Origin of the sequence: Epilithonimonas arachidiradicis (assembly GCF_003610695.1) — a bacterium.
GTDB lineage: Bacteria > Bacteroidota > Bacteroidia > Flavobacteriales > Weeksellaceae > Epilithonimonas > Epilithonimonas arachidiradicis.
In genome coordinates this window covers 182,568-205,653 of sequence record NZ_RAQH01000009.1, presented here as the reverse complement: position 1 = coordinate 205,653, position 23,086 = coordinate 182,568, and the positions used below count along the sequence as shown (strand labels likewise).

22 protein-coding genes are annotated in these 23,086 nt (G+C 35.4%); 7 read left to right on the top strand and 15 right to left on the bottom strand.

Annotated features, from left to right (window positions below; all coding sequences use genetic code 11):
- Positions 1-96: 96 nt before the first annotated feature.
- A complete protein-coding gene (locus BXY58_RS14435; RefSeq protein ID WP_120214570.1) occupies positions 97-888 on the bottom strand; it encodes a glucose 1-dehydrogenase in 792 nt (263 codons plus the stop codon).
- 238 nt (positions 889-1,126) lie between these two features.
- Here BXY58_RS14435 and BXY58_RS14430 point away from each other — a divergent pair, with 238 nt between their 5' ends.
- Positions 1,127-2,470: an alpha-amylase family glycosyl hydrolase gene (locus BXY58_RS14430; protein ID WP_120214569.1), complete on the top strand. Its 1,344-nt coding sequence runs from the start codon at positions 1,127-1,129 to the stop codon at positions 2,468-2,470.
- Between the two features lie 208 nt (positions 2,471-2,678).
- On the opposite strand, the gene BXY58_RS14425 is transcribed toward BXY58_RS14430, so the two are convergent.
- From BXY58_RS14425 to BXY58_RS14405, 5 genes are all read right to left on the bottom strand, one after another.
- Positions 2,679-3,332, bottom strand: a complete 654-nt coding sequence (locus BXY58_RS14425; RefSeq protein WP_120214568.1) for an NAD(P)-dependent oxidoreductase — start codon at positions 3,330-3,332, stop codon at positions 2,679-2,681.
- Positions 3,333-3,388: 56 nt separating this feature from the next.
- The gene (locus tag BXY58_RS14420; RefSeq protein ID WP_120214567.1) at positions 3,389-3,799 is read right to left on the bottom strand and encodes an Rrf2 family transcriptional regulator; all 411 of its coding nucleotides are present in this window, start codon (positions 3,797-3,799) and stop codon (positions 3,389-3,391) included.
- 137 nt (positions 3,800-3,936) lie between these two features.
- On the bottom strand, positions 3,937-5,403 hold the full coding sequence (locus BXY58_RS14415; protein ID WP_120214566.1) for a serine hydrolase domain-containing protein: 1,467 nt from the start codon (positions 5,401-5,403) through the stop codon (positions 3,937-3,939).
- A gap of 87 nt (positions 5,404-5,490) precedes the next feature.
- The gene (locus BXY58_RS14410; protein WP_120214565.1) at positions 5,491-6,075 is read right to left on the bottom strand and encodes a helix-turn-helix domain-containing protein; all 585 of its coding nucleotides are present in this window, start codon (positions 6,073-6,075) and stop codon (positions 5,491-5,493) included.
- Positions 6,076-6,208: 133 nt separating this feature from the next.
- Entirely contained in the window at positions 6,209-7,351 is a 1,143-nt protein-coding gene (locus BXY58_RS14405; protein ID WP_120214564.1) for an acyl-CoA dehydrogenase, read from the bottom strand.
- A 147-nt stretch (positions 7,352-7,498) separates the two neighbouring features.
- Here BXY58_RS14405 and BXY58_RS14400 point away from each other — a divergent pair, with 147 nt between their 5' ends.
- The 3 genes from BXY58_RS14400 (at position 7,499) to BXY58_RS16980 (ending at position 11,344) form a co-directional block, all read left to right on the top strand.
- On the top strand, positions 7,499-9,268 hold the full coding sequence (locus BXY58_RS14400) for an AMP-dependent synthetase/ligase (RefSeq protein WP_120214563.1): 1,770 nt from the start codon (positions 7,499-7,501) through the stop codon (positions 9,266-9,268).
- Between the two features lie 105 nt (positions 9,269-9,373).
- Complete coding sequence (locus BXY58_RS14395) at positions 9,374-11,131, top strand: AMP-dependent synthetase/ligase (protein WP_120214562.1); 1,758 nt, start codon at positions 9,374-9,376, stop codon at positions 11,129-11,131.
- A 51-nt stretch (positions 11,132-11,182) separates the two neighbouring features.
- Positions 11,183-11,344 carry a hypothetical protein gene (locus tag BXY58_RS16980; protein WP_170144249.1) on the top strand — a complete coding sequence of 54 codons (162 nt, stop codon included), beginning with the start codon at positions 11,183-11,185 and terminating at the stop codon, positions 11,342-11,344.
- 110 nt (positions 11,345-11,454) lie between these two features.
- Here BXY58_RS16980 and BXY58_RS14390 read toward each other — a convergent pair whose 3' ends face one another.
- From BXY58_RS14390 to BXY58_RS14365, 6 genes are all read right to left on the bottom strand, one after another.
- Complete coding sequence (locus tag BXY58_RS14390) at positions 11,455-11,649, bottom strand: hypothetical protein (protein WP_120214561.1); 195 nt, start codon at positions 11,647-11,649, stop codon at positions 11,455-11,457.
- Between the two features lie 12 nt (positions 11,650-11,661).
- On the bottom strand, positions 11,662-12,264 hold the full coding sequence (locus BXY58_RS14385; RefSeq protein WP_120214560.1) for a MarC family protein: 603 nt from the start codon (positions 12,262-12,264) through the stop codon (positions 11,662-11,664).
- Positions 12,265-12,315: 51 nt separating this feature from the next.
- Positions 12,316-14,052: a BatD family protein gene (locus BXY58_RS14380; protein ID WP_120214559.1), complete on the bottom strand. Its 1,737-nt coding sequence runs from the start codon at positions 14,050-14,052 to the stop codon at positions 12,316-12,318.
- On the bottom strand, positions 14,053-14,787 hold the full coding sequence (locus BXY58_RS14375) for a tetratricopeptide repeat protein (protein ID WP_120214558.1): 735 nt from the start codon (positions 14,785-14,787) through the stop codon (positions 14,053-14,055). It lies immediately after the preceding gene.
- Positions 14,788-15,024: 237 nt separating this feature from the next.
- Complete coding sequence (locus tag BXY58_RS14370; protein ID WP_120214557.1) at positions 15,025-15,870, bottom strand: ABC transporter permease; 846 nt, start codon at positions 15,868-15,870, stop codon at positions 15,025-15,027.
- Positions 15,867-16,766 (bottom strand): ABC transporter ATP-binding protein, encoded by a 900-nt coding sequence (locus BXY58_RS14365; RefSeq protein ID WP_120214556.1) that lies wholly within the window; start codon positions 16,764-16,766, stop codon positions 15,867-15,869. Before BXY58_RS14365 ends, BXY58_RS14370 begins: the two co-directional genes overlap by 4 nt.
- A gap of 87 nt (positions 16,767-16,853) precedes the next feature.
- Between BXY58_RS14365 and BXY58_RS14360 the strand changes: the two genes are divergently transcribed.
- The gene (locus BXY58_RS14360) at positions 16,854-18,197 is read left to right on the top strand and encodes an AAA family ATPase (RefSeq protein WP_120214555.1); all 1,344 of its coding nucleotides are present in this window, start codon (positions 16,854-16,856) and stop codon (positions 18,195-18,197) included.
- 30 nt (positions 18,198-18,227) lie between these two features.
- Here the strand turns inward: BXY58_RS14360 and BXY58_RS14355 are convergent, their stop codons facing one another.
- Complete coding sequence (locus BXY58_RS14355) at positions 18,228-19,157, bottom strand: SPFH domain-containing protein (protein WP_120214554.1); 930 nt, start codon at positions 19,155-19,157, stop codon at positions 18,228-18,230.
- A gap of 193 nt (positions 19,158-19,350) precedes the next feature.
- On the opposite strand from BXY58_RS14355, the gene BXY58_RS14350 reads away from it, so the two are divergent.
- Positions 19,351-21,000 (top strand): peptide-N-glycosidase F-related protein, encoded by a 1,650-nt coding sequence (locus BXY58_RS14350; RefSeq protein ID WP_120214553.1) that lies wholly within the window; start codon positions 19,351-19,353, stop codon positions 20,998-21,000.
- Positions 21,001-21,094: 94 nt separating this feature from the next.
- Positions 21,095-21,955 carry a tyrosine-protein phosphatase gene (locus tag BXY58_RS14345; RefSeq protein ID WP_120214552.1) on the top strand — a complete coding sequence of 287 codons (861 nt, stop codon included), beginning with the start codon at positions 21,095-21,097 and terminating at the stop codon, positions 21,953-21,955.
- A 21-nt stretch (positions 21,956-21,976) separates the two neighbouring features.
- Here BXY58_RS14345 and BXY58_RS14340 read toward each other — a convergent pair whose 3' ends face one another.
- A complete protein-coding gene (locus BXY58_RS14340; protein ID WP_074233794.1) occupies positions 21,977-22,153 on the bottom strand; it encodes a type II toxin-antitoxin system antitoxin in 177 nt (58 codons plus the stop codon).
- Between the two features lie 17 nt (positions 22,154-22,170).
- The gene (locus BXY58_RS14335; RefSeq protein ID WP_120214551.1) at positions 22,171-23,040 is read right to left on the bottom strand and encodes an SPFH domain-containing protein; all 870 of its coding nucleotides are present in this window, start codon (positions 23,038-23,040) and stop codon (positions 22,171-22,173) included.
- Positions 23,041-23,086 lie beyond the last annotated feature (46 nt).

Genomic DNA, 23,086 nt, shown 5'->3' with positions numbered 1-23,086 from the left:
ATTCTCAACCAATTTATGCTTATTTTTGAAGAAAGGCTCAGATTATAAAATCCAAGCCCTCACTTTTTAACTTACACACTTTATGGGAGAGTGTCTCTAAGGATTTCCGTACATATTAGATTCTCCACCGTCAATGGCAATTACCTGTCCGGAAACATAACCATTTTCATCACTCAACAGATAAGCTACAAGATTACCAACATCTTTCGGGTCGCCCAGTTTTCTTGTAGGATTTCGGGATGCATATTCTGCTTCCGCCGCTTTCGGGTCAGCAGGATTCACCTGATTAAAAGCTTCCGCTACCATTGGCGTCAAAATCGCTCCCGGTGCAATGGCGTTAGTTAAGATATTGAATTTCCCATATTCCAAAGCCGCATTTTTTGTCATTCCGGCTACAGCGTGTTTTGTCGCAACATAAGCGGTTTGATTTGCCACACCACGGATTCCACCAACAGATGCAACATTTACAATTCTACCACCACCATTTTTCTGAAGTTCCGGAATCACATACTTCATTCCGTAATAAACACCTAATAGATTGATATCAATAACTTTTTTAAAAACCTCTATATCGTAATCTACCAATGACGCCTGTCTTCCTTCGATTCCTGCATTATTATAAAGTCCATCCACTTTCCCGAATTCTTTTACCGTTGCATCAACATAAGCTTTAACATTTTCTTCAACCGACACATCAGCTGTAAAAGTCAGAAATCGGCTATCCGGATATTTGGATTGTAGGTCTGCTTTTGCTTTTTCTAACGCTTCTGCATTGTAATCTACCAATGTAATGTCAGCACCTTTTGATGCTAAAGATTCAGCCGCGGCAAATCCTAAACCCATTGCCGCTCCTGTTACTATAATTGTTTTTCCTTTAAAATTTGACATAATATTTTAATTTAACATTTCATTGCTTCTTTATACAACAATAATACCTTTACTATTTATTTTGTATTAAAGTTTTCCCAAAATTGTATTTCAAAAGAATAATCAAAATAATCCGTCGTTTTTTAAGAATCAAGTTTTATAAAACATTAACAAGACCATATTTTTCGGACTTTTTAATTTTTATTACATTTACAGAATAGACAATAAGAATTCACAACTCAAGAGAAACAATTTTAGAATGAAAAAACTGATTCTTCTTCCGGCACTCGCCGCATTATTATTATCCTGCAAAACCCAGAATCATACTATGGAAAATCCGCAAGAATGGAAACGCACGACCAATATCTACGAAGTTAATGTTAGACAATATACACCGGAAGGTACTTTTGCAGCATTTGAAAAAGAGCTTCCTAGGCTGAAAAAAATGGGCGTTAAAACGTTGTGGTTTATGCCAATTACACCTATTGCTCAGCAAAACAAAAAAGGAAGTTTGGGAAGTCCTTACGCTGCGTATGATTACACCACAATCAATCCTGAATTTGGGACTTTGGAGAACTTTAAACACTTGGTAGATGAAGCGCATAAAATGGGATTCAAAGTGATTATCGACTGGGTAGCGAATCACACAGGTTGGGACCACGTTTGGACAAAATCTCATCCTGAATGGTTTCTGAAAGACCCAGACGGCAGTTTCCATAAAGCGAGCGGAATGGACGATATTATTGAGTTGGATTATACCAACAAAGAAATGCGTCTGGCAATGATAGATGCAATGAAATATTGGGTAAAGGAAACTAACATCGATGGTTTCCGTTGCGACCTGGCAAGCTGGGTAGAAGTTGATTTCTGGCAACAGGCAAGACCAGAAGTGGAGAAACTGAAACCTCTTTTCTTCTTAGGCGAATTTGATGAGCTAGAAAATCCGGATTATGGAAAAGTTTTCGATGCGAGCTATAGCTGGAAATGGATGCATCTTTCCAAAGATTTCTACCAGAAGAATCTACCGCTTTCTGACCTTAAAAATCTTTTGGAGCAATATTCCAAAATCGGCGATAACTCTATGAGAGCTTGGTTTACTACAAACCACGACGAAAACTCTTGGAATGGCACCGAATATGAAAAATACGGCGATTTTGCGCCAGCTTTAGCTGTTTTTTCTGCTACTTGGAATGGTGTTCCACTACTCTATTCCGGACAAGAATTGCCAATGAAAACAAAACGTCTGGAGTTTTTCGAAAAAGACCGAATTCCTTGGAATGGAAAATACGAATTGGAGGATTTCTATAAAACTTTATTGAATCTTAAATCTGAAAATCCTGCTTTAAGAGGTGGTGACCCAGCTGTAACGACTTATTGGATCAACACAACTTCTAACGACAAAGTTTTGGCTTATCTAAGAAAAAATGGAGAACGTGAAGTTTTGGTTTTGATTAATACATCAAAAGATGCTGTTAATTTCAAATTGGAAGATGATAATTCGGTTGGAAGCTATAAGAATGTTTTCACAAATAGCAAAGCTGAATTAATCAAAGGTTCTGATGTGAGTCTTCCTGCTTATGGTTATTTGGTTTATGAGAAATAAAACTTAGACATATTTTTACTATAATAAAAACCTTTCAGTTTGACTGAAAGGTTTTCTTTTTTAAATAACGTAATATTTGACAACTGAATTACACGCAGCCCGACTTGAGCGGAAATCCTTTTTTGCTTGGTGTTTAAGTTCTATTTAAACTGAAATCGTCTGCAAAAAAGATTGGGAGCGGAAGGCGGAAATAGTTGCCCAAATTATTTTAGTAAGCCGCAGTGAAACGTTGTTTAACGAAATTGTTTTGCTCCAACTCGTCCACCAAAGCCACAGCAACGTCTTCCACAGATAGAGTGCTTCTTCCCTCTTCGTTAAAGACAGGATTTTCCAAGGCTGTTCTGTACGTACCTTTTCTAATGCCGGCAGTTCCCGGATGCATTTCAATTGCCGGGGAGAAGAAAGTCCAATCCAAAGTTTCGTTCTTTTTGATTTCGTTCAGGTAATCTCTTGCAGCTGTTGCGCCAGGTTTGATATCAGCAGGAAAATCCGGACCGTCAACCAATTGCTGCCCGTCGATGAACAAGCTTCCTGCACCACCAACGGTAATAAATCTCTTAACACCTGATTTTTCAACCGCTTTTTCAATGTTTCTGGAACCGTTTAAAAAGTCGTCATAAAGATTCGGATTGGTCCAACCTGCATTGAAAGTATTGATCACAGCATCACTCCCTTCCAAAACTTTTGCTAATTCTTCTACATTATTCACATCTGCGCTGGTTGCAGTTACGTTATCTTTCGCTTCTACTTTTGAACTGTCTCTTGCAATAGCGTTTACAGAATACCCTCTGTTTGATAATTCGTTTACGACTTGTTTTCCTACGAAGCCTGTTGCTCCGATTACTGCTACTTTTTTGTTCATAATTTTAAATTTTAATTAATTGTAATATATTTTGTTACATTTTAAGTCAAAAATTTTTAACTGAATTGATTGGTAAAATCTGACAATTTTTTGCTTTTCAAAAACTGGAAAACCAAATCATCCGTTTCACCAAATAAAATATCAAGATTTTTGTTGATGTCTTTTCCAACACTACATAGCGGATTTGGGTTTTGATTTCTTTTACCAAGAACTTCCGTATTTTTTACCGATTCGTAAATTTCTGAAATATTGATCTGTTCAGGATTTTTAGCAATTCTAACACCTCCGACTTTTCCTTGTCTGCTTTCTATTAAGCCAGATTTTTTGAGATTAATCAATTCTTTACGGACAATCACAGGATTCACATTCACACTTCCGGCAATCCAGTCAGATGTCAGCCATTCTTGCGGATCTTTCGCAAGAAGTGTCAAAATATGGATAGCGGTTGCAAATCGTGTGTTGTTCATAACGGTGCAAAGTTAGAATAATTTCTAAATGTAACAAAAATAATTACAATTAAATTTATTAACTGTAATTATTTTTTTAGACTTCGACAAGTCGTGTTATATTGAGCTTGGCGAAATATTTTTTATTGTAATCAAATTTATTTCGTTTCAATTTCAATAATCTTTTCACCTTTATCACCAAGATACTGTTCAATCAGCTGTCGGTAGATTTTGTAGCCGTCATCTACATTGGTAAAAATAATCAGACCTTGTTTGGTTTTAGGCAAAAGAAAAACAATTGTGTTGACACCTTTGTCCGAACCGCCGTGTGATAAAGCAATTTCGCCATTTCCTAAGTCATAAATTTCAAAGCCAAGTCCGAAATATTTATTCTTTTTGGTTTCAACCTGTTTGGATTTCATCGCTTCAAAAACCGAAGGCGTCAGAAGTTCATTATTCATAACCGCAACCAGGAATTTTCCGTAATCTTCCACAGTCGTTGTCAAATCATCTGCTGCATTAGCGGTTTTATTCCGCACAATATCATAAGCTTTTCCGTTACTATCATAACCAATCACGATTTTGTCTGCATCTTTTTTTTCATTCCAAATATAACTCGTATCGTCCATTCCCAAAGGCTGGAAAACATATTCTTTAGCCATTTCTTCCAGACTTTTATGGAATTTATTCTCGATGGCTTTTCTCAGATATTCAAAACCTTCTCCTGAATATTGATATTTTGTTCCTGGCTCAAATTCGAAATTCAATTTATTATCTTTATTCATCCAACGCCAGTTGGGAAATCCTGTCTGATGACTTAATATCAATCTCGTGGTCAGCTTTTTGTGACGGGAATCGTTCGCTATATCCGGGTCAATCCAATAGTTATCAAGCGGTTCATCGAGGTTCCATTTTCCAAGACTTACCAGGCGTAAAACCGTCATCGCAGTCACTGGCTTCGTTAAAGAAGCCACATTGAAAAGACTGTTATAAGCCGCTGACATTTTACCATTCTGAGTTCCGTAAACATTTATGCCTGTTAATTTTCCATCTTCAATAATACCTAATCCTAAAGTCGGAATGTTATTATCTTTCATCAGTTGCTCAATGCTACTAGCTTTGTCATCTAATTTAGCGTCGCCGTGGTCATAACTCAGGATATCGCTCATTATCCAGTTTCCATTTTTCTTCGTCCAAACTGTAGTGAATTTTGCCTGACCACCTAAAGCATCTTGCTTTCCTTTTTCACGGATAAAAAACCGATGCTCTCCGGATTGTATGGCGCCGTATAATTTGCCATTATTGTAAAGTGGAAAAACTTCGAGACTGTTTTCAATAACTTTTCGGATAGGCTTTTGATTCGGGTTGCCGCAGATGTTTTGTTTAGTTCTTTCCAAGAATAATTTTTTGTCCTGAAAGCCACCTTTATCGTGATAAAATTTCAGATGATCATCTACTGATTTTTCCAGATAAGCGATATCACAATTATTGAATCCACGTTCAAAAAAAATACTGTCCTGCTTTTTGAGCTCAAGGAATAACGGTGAATTTTCATCAATTTGAGCTTTCAGATTTCCGATAGAAAGGAATAGAAAAAGGAAGATAATTCCGAATTGTTTTGTCATTGTTTTATTTTTTGACAAAGGTTCAGAATTAATTGATATTAAGTCAAAAATTGAGCCCGACAATCACCCGACAATTGGCTGAAAAGATCATAACAAATTGAAATCCAGCTTATAATAAAGACTTTGTTTTTTATCTAATTGATAAGCATTTCTAAGAATAATAAAAATATTCACTAATGTTAAAGCAATCATTGTTACCATTACCGACGCTTTACCAAGCTTTAAAATCACAACTAACATAAAAATAATTGGAGCAATAACAGCTAAAATAATTTGAAGCGAAATGATTTGTTTGACAAGTGGAGATTTCTGTTTTGAAATCAACATTATCAATAATGGCGGTAGAAAATTGGCTATCGGAAACCAACATAACGGAAGTGAAGAAAGATTGATGATTTTGATTAAAGTCAAATTTTCAATCGCTTCGTTTTCTATTGGTAAAACAGGTTCTTCAACAATTGGATTTTCTACAACAACTTCTGTCAGAATAATCGGCGTCAATAAATCCTTTTCAGAAACATCCAGACTTGAAGCCAAAGTTTTCAAAGTATAACCTTTCGGTTCAGTCCCGGCTTCGATACGTTGAATGGTTCTTACAGAAAGCCCCGACTTTTCAGCCAGTTCTTCCTGAGTCAGATTTTGTTTTTCCCTGATTTTCTTTAATTCCGACATCTGATTATAAATGATGAGCGATAAATGATTATTGATTTTGAAACAAATTTACAGAATCCGAAGTTTTAATTCTTAATTCAATAAAAAAACCTTTCTGAAAATAGAAAGGTTTAGTATTTAGATAAATTTCAAATTATTTCTTTGCAATTGACCTCGAAATTACAATCTTCTGAATCTCCGAAGTTCCTTCATAGATTTGAGTGATTTTGGCATCACGCATCATTCTTTCAACGTGATATTCTTTCACATAACCGTAACCTCCGTGGATTTGAACCGCTTCTATCGTTGTATCCATCGCTACCTGAGAAGCGTACAATTTTGCCATCGCACCACTTTCTGAGATGTCTTTACCTTCATCTTTTTCTGCGGCCGCTTTGTAAATCAGCATTCTCGCCGCCATTATGCTCGTGTGCATATCTGCTAATTTGAATGCAATTGCCTGATGATTGATGATTTCTGTTCCGAAAGATTTTCTTTCTTTCGCATATTTCAAAGACAATTCGTAAGCTCCAGAAGCAATACCTAAAGCCTGAGAAGCAATCCCGATTCTACCGCCATTCAAAACAGCCATTGCAAAATTGAACCCAAAACCGTCTTCACCAATTCTGTTTTCTTTAGGAACTTTCACATCAGTAAACATCAAAGAATGCGTATCACTTCCACGGATTCCCAATTTGTCTTCTTTCTTTCCAACAACAAAACCTTCCCAACCTTTTTCTACGATAAAAGCATTAATACCTTTATGTTTTTTCTCAGGATTGGTTTGAGCGATTACAATATAATAAGTTGCATTTCCACCATTGGTAATCCAGTTTTTGGTTCCGTTCAACAAGTAGTAATCACCTTTATCCTCGGCTGTTGTTGACTGAGAAGTAGCATCAGAACCAGCTTCTGGCTCAGACAAAGCAAAAGCACCGATCACTTCGCCACTCGCCAGCGGTTTCAGATATTTCATTTTTTGCTCTTCGTTGCAGAATTTTTCCAAACCTGCACAAACCAGAGAGTTATTCACCGACATTACAACCGCTGCAGAAGCATCAACTTTAGCAATCTCTTCCATTGCCAAAACATAAGAAACACTATCCAGACCAGCACCACCGTATTTTGGGTCAACCATCATCCCGAGAAATCCCATTTCTCCCATTTTTTTAACTGCGTCGTGCGGAAATTTTTGTTGGTCATCTCGTTCTATAACGCCCGGCAAAAGTTCTGCTTGTGCAAAATCTCTTGCGGCTTGCTGAATCATCTGTTGCTCTTCTGTAAGATTGAAATCCATATGTTTTTGATTAAATTTTTCGTCCGTAAATTTAAACTTTTTGAGAAAATTTCAAAGGAAATTATAACATTTTGTTATCTTGGAAAAAAAAATTATATTTACGATAATGTAAACTCAATTTTAATAATATATTAATAAGGATATTTTATGAACGTTAAAAGAATATTTGACTTTTCCGCTTTGGCGATGGAAAAATTTCCGAAAGAAGATTGTCTCGTGACAAAAAAAAATGGAAATTGGAATAAAACATCTACGCTTGAGTTTATCAATCAGGGGAATAAGATTTCCAGAGGACTTCTGAAGCTGGGGATCAAACCAGGAGATAAAATAGGACTCATCACTTCTAACAACAGAACCGAATGGGCAGTGATGGACTTGGGAATCTCACAAATCGGAGTGGTTACAGTTCCCGTCTATCCTACAATTTCTGAGGAAGATTATGTTTATATTTTTAATAACTCCGAAATCAAGTATTGTTTTGTTTCCGATGCCGAACTTTATAAAAAACTAACCAATGCAAAACCCAATATTCCTTCATTAGCCGGGATTTTTACTTTTGATGATGTTGATGGCGCACCAAACTGGAACGAGATTCTTGATCTTGGCGAAAACGACGCGACACAAATTGAAGTGGATGATTTGGCAAGAGCTATCAATCCTGAAGATTTGGCGACGATTATATATACTTCCGGAACAACCGGTAAACCGAAAGGTGTCCAGCTAACCCATAATAATCTGGTTTCTAACGTTACTGCAAGTACGCCGAGAATCCCAAAAGAAAAAGGATTGGATTATAAAGAAGTCAAAGCGTTGAGTTTCCTTCCGATTTGCCACGTTTTCGAAAGAATGATTTTTTATCTTTATCTAAGTAATGGGATTTCCATTTATTTCGCTGAAAGCATTGAGAAAATTGGGGAAAATGTCAAAGAAGTGAAACCTCAATATATGACGGTCGTCCCAAGGTTAGTAGAAAAAGTTTATGATTCTATTTATAATAAAGGAACAGCTGCAGGCGGGTTAAAATCGAAAATTTTTCTTTGGTCATTAGGAATCGCTGAGAAATATGAATTGGGGAAACCAAAATCCTTTATGCACACGATTGCTGACAAACTGGTTTTCAAAAAATGGAGAGAAGGTCTGGGCGGAAATCTGGTCACATTGGTTTCCGGTTCTGCTGCTTTGTCAAAACGTTTAAATACAATGTTCCACGCAGCAGGAATTCCGATTTTGGAAGGTTACGGATTGACAGAAACTTCACCGGTAATTTCGGTGAACAGCTTTGGAAAAGTGAAAGTGGGTTCCGTTGGAATTCCTTTGGAAAATGTCAAAGTCAAAATTGAATCCGATGGCGAAATTGTAGTAAAAGGTCCTTCTGTTTTTGAAGGTTACTACCGTGATGAGGAAAAAACCAAAGAAGCTTTTACCGATGACGGTTATTTCAGAACAGGTGATATTGGACATCTGGATGAAGATAATTTTCTATTCATTACGGACAGAAAGAAGGAAATGTTCAAGACTTCTGGCGGAAAATTTATTGCACCACAGGTCATCGAAAATCTTGCAAAAGCTTCGAAATTCATTGAGCAAATAATGGTGGTCGGCGACGGCGAAAAAATGCCTTGTGCCTTGGTACAGCCGGATTTTGCATATGCTAAAAACTGGGCGGAACTTCACAATGTTAAAATCTCTGATTCACCAAAAGAAATTGCTGCTAATCCTGCGGTGAAATCAAGAATCGAGAAAGAAATTGAAAAAATCAACGAGCATCTCGGAAAGTGGGAACAGATCAAGAAAATTGAATTAACTCCGAAAATCTGGACCATCGATGACGGACTGCTGACACCAACACTTAAACTGAAAAGAAAAGCGATTAAAGCAGAATTTCAGGATTTATATGACAGAATGTATAAGGAATAAACCGAAGCTATCCAATGGATAGCTTTTTTTATGCAAATATTAACATTCGGGAAGTTCATATTTATTTATATTTGCGATAAACGTCAGTTTTTAAAATAACAATCAATGGAAGTAAAAAGGATTTTCGATATTCCTTATTATTCGAAAGCTAATTTCGAAAAAGATGATTTTGTCTGTGATAAAAGAAACGGAAAATGGGAGAAAATATCTACGGATGAATACATCAAAATTACCAATCAATTATCAAGAGCATTATTAAAATACGGTCTTACAAAAGGTGATAAAATAGCACTGATATCCTCTAACAACAGAGTCGAATGGTGTTTTTTTGATCAGGCTGCTTTGCAGATTGGTTTGATTACTGTTCCTATTTATCCGTCGATTTCGGGAGAAGACTGTGTTTATAATCTTGAGAACTCCGATTCGAAAATCTGTATCGTTTCCGATGAAAAATTATTTGATAAAATCAATTCCATAAAAAATCAATTACCCGATTTGCAGGAGATTTTTACATTTGATGAAGTCAGTAATGCCAAACATTGGAAAGAACTCTTAGAATTAGGAAAAGAAAGCGATAATCAGCAGGAAGTTGATTTAATTAAAGATTCGATTTCTGAGGATGAACTGGCTTCGATTATTTACACGTCCGGAACTACTGGCAGACCAAAAGGCGTGATGCTAACGCATAAGAATATCGTTTCCGATGTCTTAGGTTGCGAAGACAGAGTGCCTTACAAAGATTCGAAAAACCGCGCTCTGAGCTTTCTTCCGCTTTGCCACGTTTATGAAAGAATGGTTTTGTATCTTTTTATGACCAACGGCATCTCGATGTATTTTGCAGAGAGTAACGAAAAGCTCAGCGAAAACCTGAAAGAAGTGAAACCGCAATATATGACCGTGGTTCCAAGAATGGTAGAAAAAGTTTACGACGCGATTTACAAAAGAGGAACGGAAGCCGGCGGCATCAAATCCAGGATATTTCTCTGGTCTCTGAGAGTTGCTGAAAAATATAAAATCGGTGATTCTAAGTCTTTGGCTCATATCATTGCGGACAAATTGGTTTTCAGCAAATGGAGAGAAGGTCTGGGCGGCAATATTATTACTTTGGTTTCCGGTTCGGCAGCTCTCTCTAAGCGATTGAATACGATGTTTCACGCCGCAGGCATCCCGATTCTGGAAGGTTACGGTTTGACTGAAACTTCACCTGTAATGGCTGTGAACAGTTTCGGATTTACTAAAATAGGTTCTGTTGGAAGACCTATCAAAAATATCGATGTGAAAATCCAGGAAGATGGTGAAATAACCGTAAAAGGTCCGACTGTGACACAAGGTTACTATAAAGACGAAGAAAAAACCAAAGAAGCTTTTACTGAAGACGGTTATTTCAAAACGGGTGATATCGGGATGCTGGATGAAGATAATTTCCTTTTCATTACCGACAGGAAGAAAGAGATGTTCAAAACTTCCGGCGGGAAATATGTCGCACCTCAGGTCATTGAAAATCTTGCCAAAGCCTCACAATTCATTGAACAGATAATGGTTGTTGGTGATGGCGAAAAAATGCCGACAGCTTTGGTACAGCCTGATTTCGAATTTGCTAAAAACTGGGCATCAAAAAACAACATTAATATTGGAAACTCTCCGGAAGAAATAGCCAATTCTAAGGATTTAAAAGCCGAAATCGAAAAGGAACTTGCTAAAATCAATGCTCATTTAGGAAAGTGGGAACAGGTGAAAAAAATAGAATTAACACCGGAAGTCTGGACTGAAGACAACGGTCTGCTAACGCCTACTCTGAAACTGAAAAGAAAAGTAATTAAAGAACATTTTATCAAGTTGTATGACAAGCTCTATGACAGATAGTTTGAGTTGGAGAGTTGGAACGTTTTAGAGCTTCAGAGAGATTAAAATATTATGATTATTACCCGAACAGAATTAATAAAAATCTGTGACAAATATCTTGCGGACGAGCTGAGTAAGGAAGAGTTAATTCATTTTGCAACAACGGTGATGTTTGATGAAGAAGATAAATATGAATGTGAAGATGAACTGGTGGAAGAAATCCTCTCGCAATGAGATAATACGCAAACTCAGTCAAAAATAAATACAACAAGTATCCGGTTTTTGAGGAATGCGCTTTCAGAAATTGAATAAAAAAACGCTTCAGAAATCTGAAGCGTTTTTTTTTATTTTTTCTCTGCTAACTTACTCCAGGTGTGCAGAATATAAACTACGATAATTCCTACAATTCCTGAGGAAATAGAGAATATGAATTTTGTATTTTCATCATCAAAAAATCCCGCTCTCCAATCTATGGCATAAAAATTAATCCCAACAAAAAGGATAAAAAGAACTAGGAATACTTTATAAAATGTCTTCATTTTTCAATATGATTAAAAGTGAATGTAATTCTGAAACAGCTGTGCAAAGTTAGCAGTAAATAATTTAATAGAGATGGCTAAAAGCACAATTCCGAAAACTTTTTGTAAAACTTGTAAAGAGCCCTCGCCCATTTTTTTCTCAATCCAGGGCGCCAGCTTCAAAACAGCATAAACCAGAATCGTATTCAGGACAATGCCGCAGATGATATTAACATCGTGATACTCTGCTCTCAGAGATAAAGTTGTCGTCAAAGTTCCAGCCCCTGCAATTAGCGGAAAAGCAATCGGAACAATAGATGCAGCTTGCGGCTGATTGGTTTTATGAATCTCTATTCCCAATATCATCTCAATCGCAATAATGAAGATTACAAAAGCTCCGGCAATCGCAAATGAGTTGACATCTACACCAATAAATTTCAAAATATTATTACCGATAAAAAGAAATGAAATCATCAACAAACCTGCAACAATAGCAGCTTTTTCAGATTCGATTTTACCGAATTTTTGTCTGAGTGAAACAATAATCGGAACAGAACCCAAAATGTCAATAACTGCAAACAAAACCATAAAAGCGGTCATTGTTTCTTTGATCGAAAATTCTTCCAGAAATTCCATAACTTTATTTTTAAAGATTTCGCAAAAATATAAATTATTTTTGACAAATTCTTAAAGCAATTGATAAACCCTTTTTATTTCGTCCAAAATTTCAGTTTGCTTTTCCTTAGTTGAAAACGGCGAATATTTTTCGATGTTGACTTTGGCAATCAATTGACTATATTTTTCATAATCATTAAGCCCGTAATTATTTCTCAGATATTCTCCAAAGGTTGATAAATAATGATCCTGGCAATATTGATCTGCGTCTGTTTTCAACTCTTCGAAAGCTTCAAAGAATTGAGATGCATTATTATCATTCAGTTTTCTATTTAAATAATTAAAATAAGAATCAGTTTCAAACTTCTTTTTATTTCTCAGTAATGCTTCGGTTTCTTCGATAGTAACAATCGGTTCCAAAGGTAGATTTTTTTTATCCAGTTCTCTTTTTTTATTTTCTTTGCGACGTTTGTTGAAATAAACAAATATTATTGAACCAAAACCAATAATCAAAAGATTACCTAAAATACCCAACCAATTCAGCTTGTTATGTTCTTTCACTTGTAATTTTTTTGTATTCATTACAGGCGAATCTACTTTCTCCAAAACATTATTGGTATATTCATTCACTTTTTGCAAAGTAGTTTTTGCATTGGCGATATCTTGTGCATTAACAGCATTTAGGACTAAAATCTTAGAGCCGACATCTACATATTTTTCTTCTTTGGGGTCAAAATACGAAAAGTTTTCTGTCGAGATTTTCAAATCACCACGTTTCTTAGGAATGATAACATATTGGGCTTCTACTGCACCTTCGATCCCTTTAGTTGTTGGCGTAGAATTATTGACAATCTTTGGTTCAAAAACTTCATAGTCCGGAGAAGGCAAAATTTTCGGAACGATTGAAGGAGAAAGGTTTCCGCAGCCACTAACTTTTACAGCAACATTGAAAGCTTTATTGATCTCAAAATTTTCTTTGCCCTTATCAACCATTTCAATTTTCACATCATATTTTCCGACTGCATTATGGAAATTTTCCGGAGCACCTTCCGGCAACTTTTTTACATTGAGTTTAACTTTATTAGAAACGAGTGTATTTTTGTGATTTGTGAAAGGAATCTCAACAGGCGGAACATCCATCACACCAGCCACTTTCGGTACAATTACAAACATCCCGACAACCTGAGAGGAATAATCATTTTCCGTATCCTCTATCGACTCATCAAAATTGGCAATAGAACGAATCATAAGATTTCTTGCCGATTCAAATTTCGCTGGCTCGAGATGTCTGAAATTTGAAATATTTCTTGAAAAAGCTTTTAAAACAGCAACAACAGGTTCATCTTTGTAAACTTCCCTTTCTTCTAACTGCATTTGCAAATACATATTTTTTGCAGGATTATTAGTTGCAACAGCTTTCTTATCTGCGTCTTTTACAAAAATATCAATTGGCTCCGTTTTGTACATTTTACCATTAACCTTGACCAATGCAGAACCAATTTTAATATTCCCAGTTTGTTTTGGATCTAATAATAATTGATACACAATTTGATTCAATCTGATTTTTTTAACAGGATCAATTAATGTTGTTTGGTCTGATGAAATTTTAAAATCGAACTTTGTCAAATCTGGCAACTTAACAGGAGACTCCATGTTAAGATCTTCACCAAAAATTTCCAAAACCACAGTAAACACAATTGGGCTATTTACTTTGGTATCCGTGGTATTAACTTCAGAATAAAGATTAACCTGAGCAAACGAATAAACCGATGCTAAAAGAAATAATATGTATAAATTTTTTCTTATCATTTACCAATCCTTTTCGTTGCTTTGCGGCATCGAATTGGCTCTTTTGTTTAATATTCTTCTTGCAGTTTCTCTCTCGCGATTTTCTATGTCTCGCAAGATCATTTTTTCTGCTTCTTCTGGTATTTTGTTTTCCTGCTTCTTAGGCTGATTAGGTTTTCCCTGGCTTTCTCCTTTCTGCTGATCGCCTTGTCCATTCTGCTGATTTTTCTTCTGATCGCCTTTACCCGATTGATCCTGATTTTTTTGGTCTTTGCCTTGTCCTTTACCCTTGTTAGGATCTTTTTTTTGCTTTTCTTTCTTCTCTTTATCCTTTAGCATCGCAATCTCATAATTTTTTCGGATGGCTTCGTTGTAAGGATCTTGTTTCAACGCTTGCTTATAAAGTTCAGCTGCTTTTTCCGGGTTATTGGATTCCATCTGAACATTCCCTTGGTTATAAATGGCAGCAGCTTTCTCATATTTGCTTTTGGTAAGCTTAGCAGCTTTCTGATATTCGGCTGCAGCTTCTTCGTATTTTTTACTTTTGAAAAGCGAATTCCCGAGATTGTAATGAGCTGTGTAATTACCACTTTTCACAGAGATTGCTTCTAAATATTTACTTGAAGACGCATTATAATCTTTTGCATCAAATTTTTTATTGCCTTCATAAACCAAAGCATTATAGCTCTTCTGGGCAATTAAAAATTGAGAAGAAAAAAACAGGCTTAATACAACTATGGCAAATCTAAAATCCATTGATGCAAAATTATCCGTTTTATTGTTAAAATCAATAAATTAAAAGTTAAAATTGGGTTAAAAAAACCGCTGGAAAACGCTTTATTTAAGGGCTTTTGTAGATAAAAATCTACAAATAAAATCAAAAAAGCTATCATTCGTTTGAACAATAGCTTTGATTATATATAAAATTAACTTTAAATAGAAATTATAGTAAATTACATATCAAATATATAAAACATTTAATTAAAGCTAATTCTACCAATCTTTCTTTCTGAGAATCCAATAACTTCCGGCAATGAAAATTACAGACCAAATAATACAGGCAATAACACTTTCGATTGGATATTCAAACTTAAATTCCATTCCGAACATTTTTGCCATATTGGTTCTTACTAATGGTGAAGGAATAAGATTTGACATACTTCCTAAAGGCAAATAATCTGTCAGAAAAACGTGATCTATCATTATTTTCCCTTGTTCTTTTGGTGCAACATTATTCATCAACGAAAACTTTTCTATACCAGATAGAATACCTTCAACAAACCAAATCATAAAAAATCCAAGGAAAACAAATATTGATTTTCTGAATAATACAGATAAAAACATCAAGAAAGAAAAGAATGTAAAGAGCTTCAAAAAGTAATTGAAAATGAAATAAATCTCTTTAAAAATCAAATCATTTTCTTGTGTTGTCGAATAACTTTTACCTAAAATAAAAGCGATGATGAAAACTATTAAAGTGGAAAACCCTGTAAAAACAAAAATCGTCAATAGCTTAGATGCTACAAACTCTTCCCTGCTCAGTCCATCAATAATATTCTGTTTAAACATCCTGTTACTGAACTCTTGGCAAATTGAAAAAACAATAATGCAGCCTAAAAATATTTTCAACAATCCAACAATATAAGTTGTGAAATTCCAGATCCCGGGAAAATCATACATCCCTTGTTCTTTCAAGTTAATCTTCAATCCAGCCAAGTCAAAATTGATCAACCCGATGAACAACAGTAAAATCAAAACGATGAAATATAATCCAGCAAAAATCCTGAATGGATTGTAATTCAGATTCTTGAGATATTCTAATTTTAATAATCTTATCATGAGTTGGTTTGTTTTACAAGTTCCAGGAATTGAGTTTCAAGACTTTCTTTTTTCTTCTGAAGATGAGATAAGGAAATCCCTTTTTCAAATAATTTTCTATTAAGTTCTGATGCCGAAATATCTTCCGAAATTTGAGCAATAATAAGCTTTTCTCTTTCTTTCACACTAGAGAAAATATTCAGTTGATTTAAAGCTGAGATTAATAATTCTGTATTTTCTGCCTTTAATTCAAAGAAACCTTTTGTATTACTCATTGCCTCTACAGAACCGGAATAGATGGCAGTTCCTTGTTTCAGAACAATCACGTGAGAACAGATTTTCTCAATCTCGTCCAAAAGATGACTTGCCACAATAATTGTAGTCCCGGATTTCGCAATAGAATTGATGATATCACGGATTTGGATGATTCCTTCCGGATCCAGTCCGTTTGTAGGTTCATCAAGAATCAAAACCTGAGGATTAGCCAACAAAGCCGATGCAATCGATAAACGCTGTTTCATCCCAAGAGAATAGGTTTTGAAAGCTTCTTTTTTTCTTGCTAAAAGATTAACCGTTTCCAAGACCTCATCGATTCTTTTATTAGAAACGCCTTTTATCGTCGCAACAATTTCCAGATTTTTTTCCGCTGAGAGATAAGGGTAAAAATTAGGCTGCTCTATGATTGCGCCTATTTTTTTGAGTGTATCCGTATCTGTACCTTCTTTTCCAAACCATTTCCAAGAGCCGGAGGTTGGATTGATTGTAGAAAGCAGCATCCCGAAAGTGGTAGATTTTCCACTTCCATTTGGCCCCAAAAGACCATAAACATTTCCTTTTTCCACATCAAAGGAAATGTTATTCACCGCAATATGCTTGAATTTTTTGGTTAAGTTTTTTACTTCCAGAATTTTTTCCATCTGTTTATTTTTATGAATAGTCTTATTCTTACAGCAATTGTTACTCAGTTTTGTATGGTTTTTGTTAAATTTCGGAAAACATTAATAATGATCTACAACATTGCAGAATTTTCTAAAAAATTAGATATATCCGAAGAAAGCATCAAACAATTCATTCAAGATTTTAACCTCGAAATTTCAGATTGTCTTTCACCTGATCTTAATATCAGCCAAAATTTTGAAAAATTTGCTACCGAGAATCGAGAATTCCTAAAAAAGTACGATGATGATCTGGGCCAAGAAAAAACAGTAGACGAAATTGCTGAAAAGATACATCAGCCTAAAGAGAAAGTTGAGCAAATCATCCAGTATCAATCCCCAAATATCTTTGATAATGGCATCTACAAATCTTCCATTTCGTCCTTTGGGATAGACCATCAGTTGGGTGGCGATTACCAATTTATCTATAATTATTTTGGCAGTAAGACGGCACTGAAACAAAGAGATTTTATCGGTTACAGGGATTTGTTCTTTTATATTTCCGATATGCTGGAACCATTCATCAATCCGGAGCAATCCAAAAATTGGGGAATTCAAAAAGCGGCCGGAATCATTGTTTATGGCCCGCCGGGAAGTGGTAAAATTTTCTGGGCAAAAAAGATTGCAGAGATGATCAACTTCGATTTTTACGAGGTTAGGCAATCTCAGCTAAAATCAACTTTGAATAATGATAAAGCCAATTTTGATGACTATCTGAACCAAATGCTAAAGAAAGAAAATCTGGTTTTGTTCCTTGAAAACTTTGATGATATCATGATGCAAAGATTGGAAAATCAAAATTCAAACCCTGAATATAAAGAAGCCAGGGAAACTATTTTCCATTATATTGAAAAATTTGAAAAAGAAAATCTTCTAATGATTGGTTCTGCAAAAGAATTGGTTGGAATAGAATCCGAAATTCTCGCTCCAGGAAGATTCGATGTTTTGATTCCAGTTTTCCCACCCAATAAGCAGGAACGGGCAGAGATGCTGTTATTCAATATGACAAAAAATCTGAGCAAAGATGCTACTTTATTAAAAATATTAGAAAATAATAAAGCGGATCAAATCCCTTTTTGGCAGGAAACAGCTGAAAAGATGAGAGTTTTTTCTAACACGATGCTGGTTGATTTTACGCAGAGTTTGAAGAAAAGAATCCGAAGTTTGTACCTGAAAAACAAAACCGAAAACATCCAGATTAGTCAAGGAATCCTAGACAATTGTTTGAAAGAATCTGCCTCCAAGCTCACGGGCGAATATCTGAATAATGTTCAGGAATTTTTGTCCGAAGCGGAAGATAATTCCTACGATCGTTTTGCAGCAAGAATTGAAGATCTGAAACAAGAGCTTGAAACTTACAAAGCCAAAGAAGAGCCTGTAAGAACCATTGGTTTTCATCCTGATGACGAATAAAAAAGCCTGATTGATTCAGGCTTTTTTCTTTTATAATAAATTAGGGTTTTGCCGATTAGGTTTTGGATTATCAACATTATCAATCTGCTTAGAAACAGCCATCGCAGCTACCAGATCATTGAGCATTGTGCTCGCTGCAGTTGGTGTATTAGGCAACAAAACGAGATTTGATCTGTTGTTGGCACCAATAGACTGTAACGTATCATAATGCTGTGTTACAACAATCAGCGCAGAAGCTTCGTGCGGTTCAATCTGAACACTGTTGAGCATTTTTACAGATTCTTCAAGACCTTTTGCAATTTCGCGTCTTTGGTCCGCTATACCTTGCCCTTGTAATTTTTTGGATTCGGCTTCAGCTTTTGCAACGGCAACAATTCTGATTCTTTGTGCTTCAGATTCATATTCTGCCGCTGTCTTTTCGCGTTCTGCCGCATTAATTCTGTTCATGGCATGTTTTACCTGCTCATCAGGATCGATATCAGTCACCAATGCTTTGATGATATCATAACCATAACTGTTCATCGCTTCCTGGAGTTCACCTTTTACAGCAACAGCAATATCATCTTTTCTAACAAAAACATCATCCAGTTTTAACTTCGGAACCTCTGCTCTCACAACATCAAAAACAAAAGAAGTGATCTGCGATTCGGGGTTTTCTAATCTGTAATACGCATCTCCAACCTGAGTTCTGATAACCTGATACTGGACAGAAACTTTCATTTTGATAAAAACATTATCCAAGGTTTTGGTATCAATCATCACATCCAATTGTTGAATTCTAAGATTCATTCTTTTGGAAATCTGATCAATAAACGGAATTTTAAGCTGAAGACCCGAATGTCTTACCGAATGAAATTTCCCCAAACGTTCAACAATTGCTGCTGTTTCCTGTTTAACTGTAAAGAACGACGCAAATAATGTTATTAATCCAAAAAAGACAATAAAACCAACGTATATCATAATTTGTAATTTTTCTTAAAGATAACTTTTTCCGGGGACAATTACAAATGATAATCGGAGAATGAAATCTAAGATTTCTAAATTATTAAAATCACAACATTATAATTTGAAACGAAAATTAATTTTATAAATAACCAATCAAAAAACCTTTATTAATAAAGATTTTCTAAATTTGTTAGATTAATAATCTAATATGAAGAAAAAACTACTATTTGCTCTTGCCGGACTTGCAATAGCGCCGTTTTTCAGAGCTCAAAATGTTTCGGTTTTCAATGATGTTCCTTTTTACAGTATGTATCATTATTTGGGAGAAGGACAGACAATGCCGCCAGAAGCATTTTCCCAAATCCCTGCCGGAGCCATTCGTTTGCACGCCTACGAGCAGGATATTATTTCCAGAAAACTAACTGAAACTGAAATTGCATCCATAGGAAGCAGCGTTAAAATGAATATTGTTTTGACCGCCGCTTGTGACAACTACGACAGGCTTGCCGGTGTTAACCTGGTTTTGGTTCCAAAAGGAAGTACAACTTATACCTTCAATCAAGCTGACATCAAGCGTATAGAGATTGGACGTTTTATTACACCTTTTATGAATAAAAATGTCTCCCCAACTCAGGTTCCTTATAGCTATCAGGTTGATAATATATCCAATATTCTGCACGACTCAAGTTTATCAGCTATCTATGATTTTTGGATTGAATTTAGAGCGGATGGATATTCTGCAGCTGCCAATACGCAGGTTGCCGGATGTGCTGACAGGACAGACGTTTTCCGTGGTAACCTGGAATTCGTAACTAGTGGGACGGCTACTCCAACACAGAACTTTCTTCTGCCATTATCTTATCGTCAAAACCTGAATAATTATAATGCTACTGATGTCCCGGGACAAACGACAAGATTGGTTACTTTTACGCTAGATCAGCCTGTTCCCAACGCTTCTTTGCATCTGATTACTTCCAATCACGGCTCTAATACCAATGGTGAAGAATATGTAAAAAGAGTACACTATGTTTATCTAGATGATCAATTGGTAAATCAATATATGCCAGGTGGGAAAAACTGTGAGGATTACAGACAATATAATACACAAGGAAATGGAATCTATGGAACAAGCGCAAAAACACTTAGAGGTTGGATCTCCTGGAACAACTGGTGTCCTGGCGATGTGATTCCGAATCGTGAAATTAGCTTGGGAAATCTATCTGCCGGAACTCATACAATTAAAATAGATGTTCCTACTGCTGTTTTTACAGGACAGCAAGGTTATTTCCCAATCTCAATGTACATCCAAAATCAAAAAAATGGCGATGTAATTTGTTCTACGCCTTATGACTTGAAAATCGCTAATCAACTTAATACAACTGTAGATCTTACCTGGAAAGAGACAGGAACTTCTAACCAATGGCAGACACTCTGGGGAAGAAGAAATATTTTTACTGCTGCCGGAGGAGAAGTTTATCGTGACATCAGTAACGAACCAAAAGATTCTCGCAGCGACCTCAATCTTAACTGGACTTACGAAACTTATGTAAAATCAAAATGTACAGATGACAAAAGCAGTGTCTGGTATGGTCCTGTTTATTCGAGTATTGTGAGATTGGGAACCGATGAGATTAATATAAGAAAATCCTCAGTCTATCCAAATCCTGTGAAAGATTTCATTAACATCAATTCAACTGCAAAAGTTAGCAAAGTCTCTGTTTATAACGCAGATGGTAAAATTTTGTTAGAAGATAATTCTACAAAAATTAATCTTTCCAAATTACAGTCGGGAGTTTATCTGATAAAAATTGATTTTGCTGATGGTAAATCAGAAACTCAAAAAGTGATTAAACAATAAAATGATTTTTAAAACATTACAATTCCTGCTTAGAAAATAGGCAGGAATTTTTTGTTGACAGAAAATAAGCTTTATAAAAAAACGTTTCGGAGTTATGAGATATTTCTATTACTTAGTTTTCCTATTTTTTATTTCCTGCAAAACTTACACTTCCTCCAAAACTGAGTTTTCAGCCTATTCTAATCAAAATCACATCGAGATAAAGAAAGTTAATAATCTGAGATATCTGGGTGGAATTAAAAATTCTGAAGGAAAAATTCTTAAAGACAGTTTAATCTACCGAAGCGGCAATCTCCATCAACTTAGAAAATCTTCTTTTGATAAATTAGATAAAATGAAAATCGGTAAAGTCATTGATTTGAGAACGCAGCAGGAAATTAATAAAGAACCAGACCAACTTCCTAAGGATATCAATTATAAAATATATTCTGCTTTCGAGGATAAGAATGATGAGATGAGCAATGCGAAACAATTGGCTTTGAAAGGAAAAATCACCAAGAATGATGCGGATAAAAGAATGATAAAATTCTATACCGATTATGTTTCTGAAAATCCGGAAGTTATTAGGCAAATCATTACAGAAATTTTAGATTCTGAGCAACCTATACTCTATCATTGTACAGCAGGAAAAGACAGAACTGGGATGATTACAGCTTTGATTTTAAAAATTTTAAAGTTTGATGATTCTGTTATTTTTGAAGAATATCTACAATCTAATAATCTTAGAGAAAAGATTATTCAGAAAAGATTAAATCTCGCCAATACATTTCATTTCGTTTATCCAAAACTGGACATTGGTGTGGTTGAAAAAACGAGTTGGATAGAACGAAATTATCTGCAATCTGCTTTCGAAGAAATCAATAAAAAATATGGTTCGATGGATAATTACATTCATCAGATTTTAGGAATTTCAGAAAGTCAAAGAGAGATTTACATCCAGAAGTTTTTAAAATAAAAAGCAGTCAAAATTGACTGCTTATTTTTTATCTGTTGATTGGTTATCCGTTTTATTTTTTTTTCTTCCTGAATTAATCAGACTCTGATTGATGATGTATTCCAATTGCCCATTCACACTCCGGAATTCATCAGCCGCCCATTTTTCCAACAATTTATACATCTCATCATCCAATCTTAAAACAAAACTCTTCTTCATCAATACTTGATTTTGGATTAATTATAAAGTGTTCCTGCATTCAGGATTGGTTGAGCTGCTTTTTCGCCACATAAAACTACCATTAGATTACTTACCATTGCCGCTTTTCTCTCGTCATCCAGTTCAACAATATTTTCTGCAGACAGTTTTTTCAGTGCCATATCAACCATTCCAACAGCACCTTCAACAATTTTTGCTCTAGCAGCCACAATCGCCGTTGCCTGCTGTCTTTGCAACATTGCTCCAGCAATTTCCGATGCATAAGCCAAATGACTGATTCTAGCTTCCTGAACAATAATTCCCGCTGTTGAAAGTCGGTCTGTCAATTCTTTTTCAAGGATATGATTAACATTATCACCACCATCACGAAGCGTTATTTCTGCATTTTCGTCTTCCAAGTTATCATAAGGAAAACTTACCGCCAAATGTCGAACAGCTGCCTCGCTTTGGATTCTCACATATTCCATATAACGCTCTACATCAAAAGCAGCTTTATAAGTATCGCCTACTTTCCAAACGATAACAGCTCCGATTTCTATCGGATTACCCATTTTGTCATTCACTTTCAAAGTCTGGCCCTGAAGGTTTTCTGAACGAAGACTCATTCTTTGCGTTGAATACAATGGATTAATGAAAAATAAGCCATTAGCCTTTACAGTTCCAACGTATTTCCCAAAAAAGCTAAGCACTCTGGAATGGTTTGGCTGAATAATCATTAAGCCTTTCAAAAAAAAGATAAAAGCTAAAAAAGAAATAGCCGCAAAAAACATAAAAGCGGGATTACTATTACTCGCACCGTTTATAAAAAGAAAAATACTTAATCCAAAAAGAACAAGGCTAATTACTAATGCTAAATAGCCTGACAAAGGTTTTACAATTTTTTCCATAATATTTAATTTGATATTAATTTGATATCATAAATGTACAATTTAT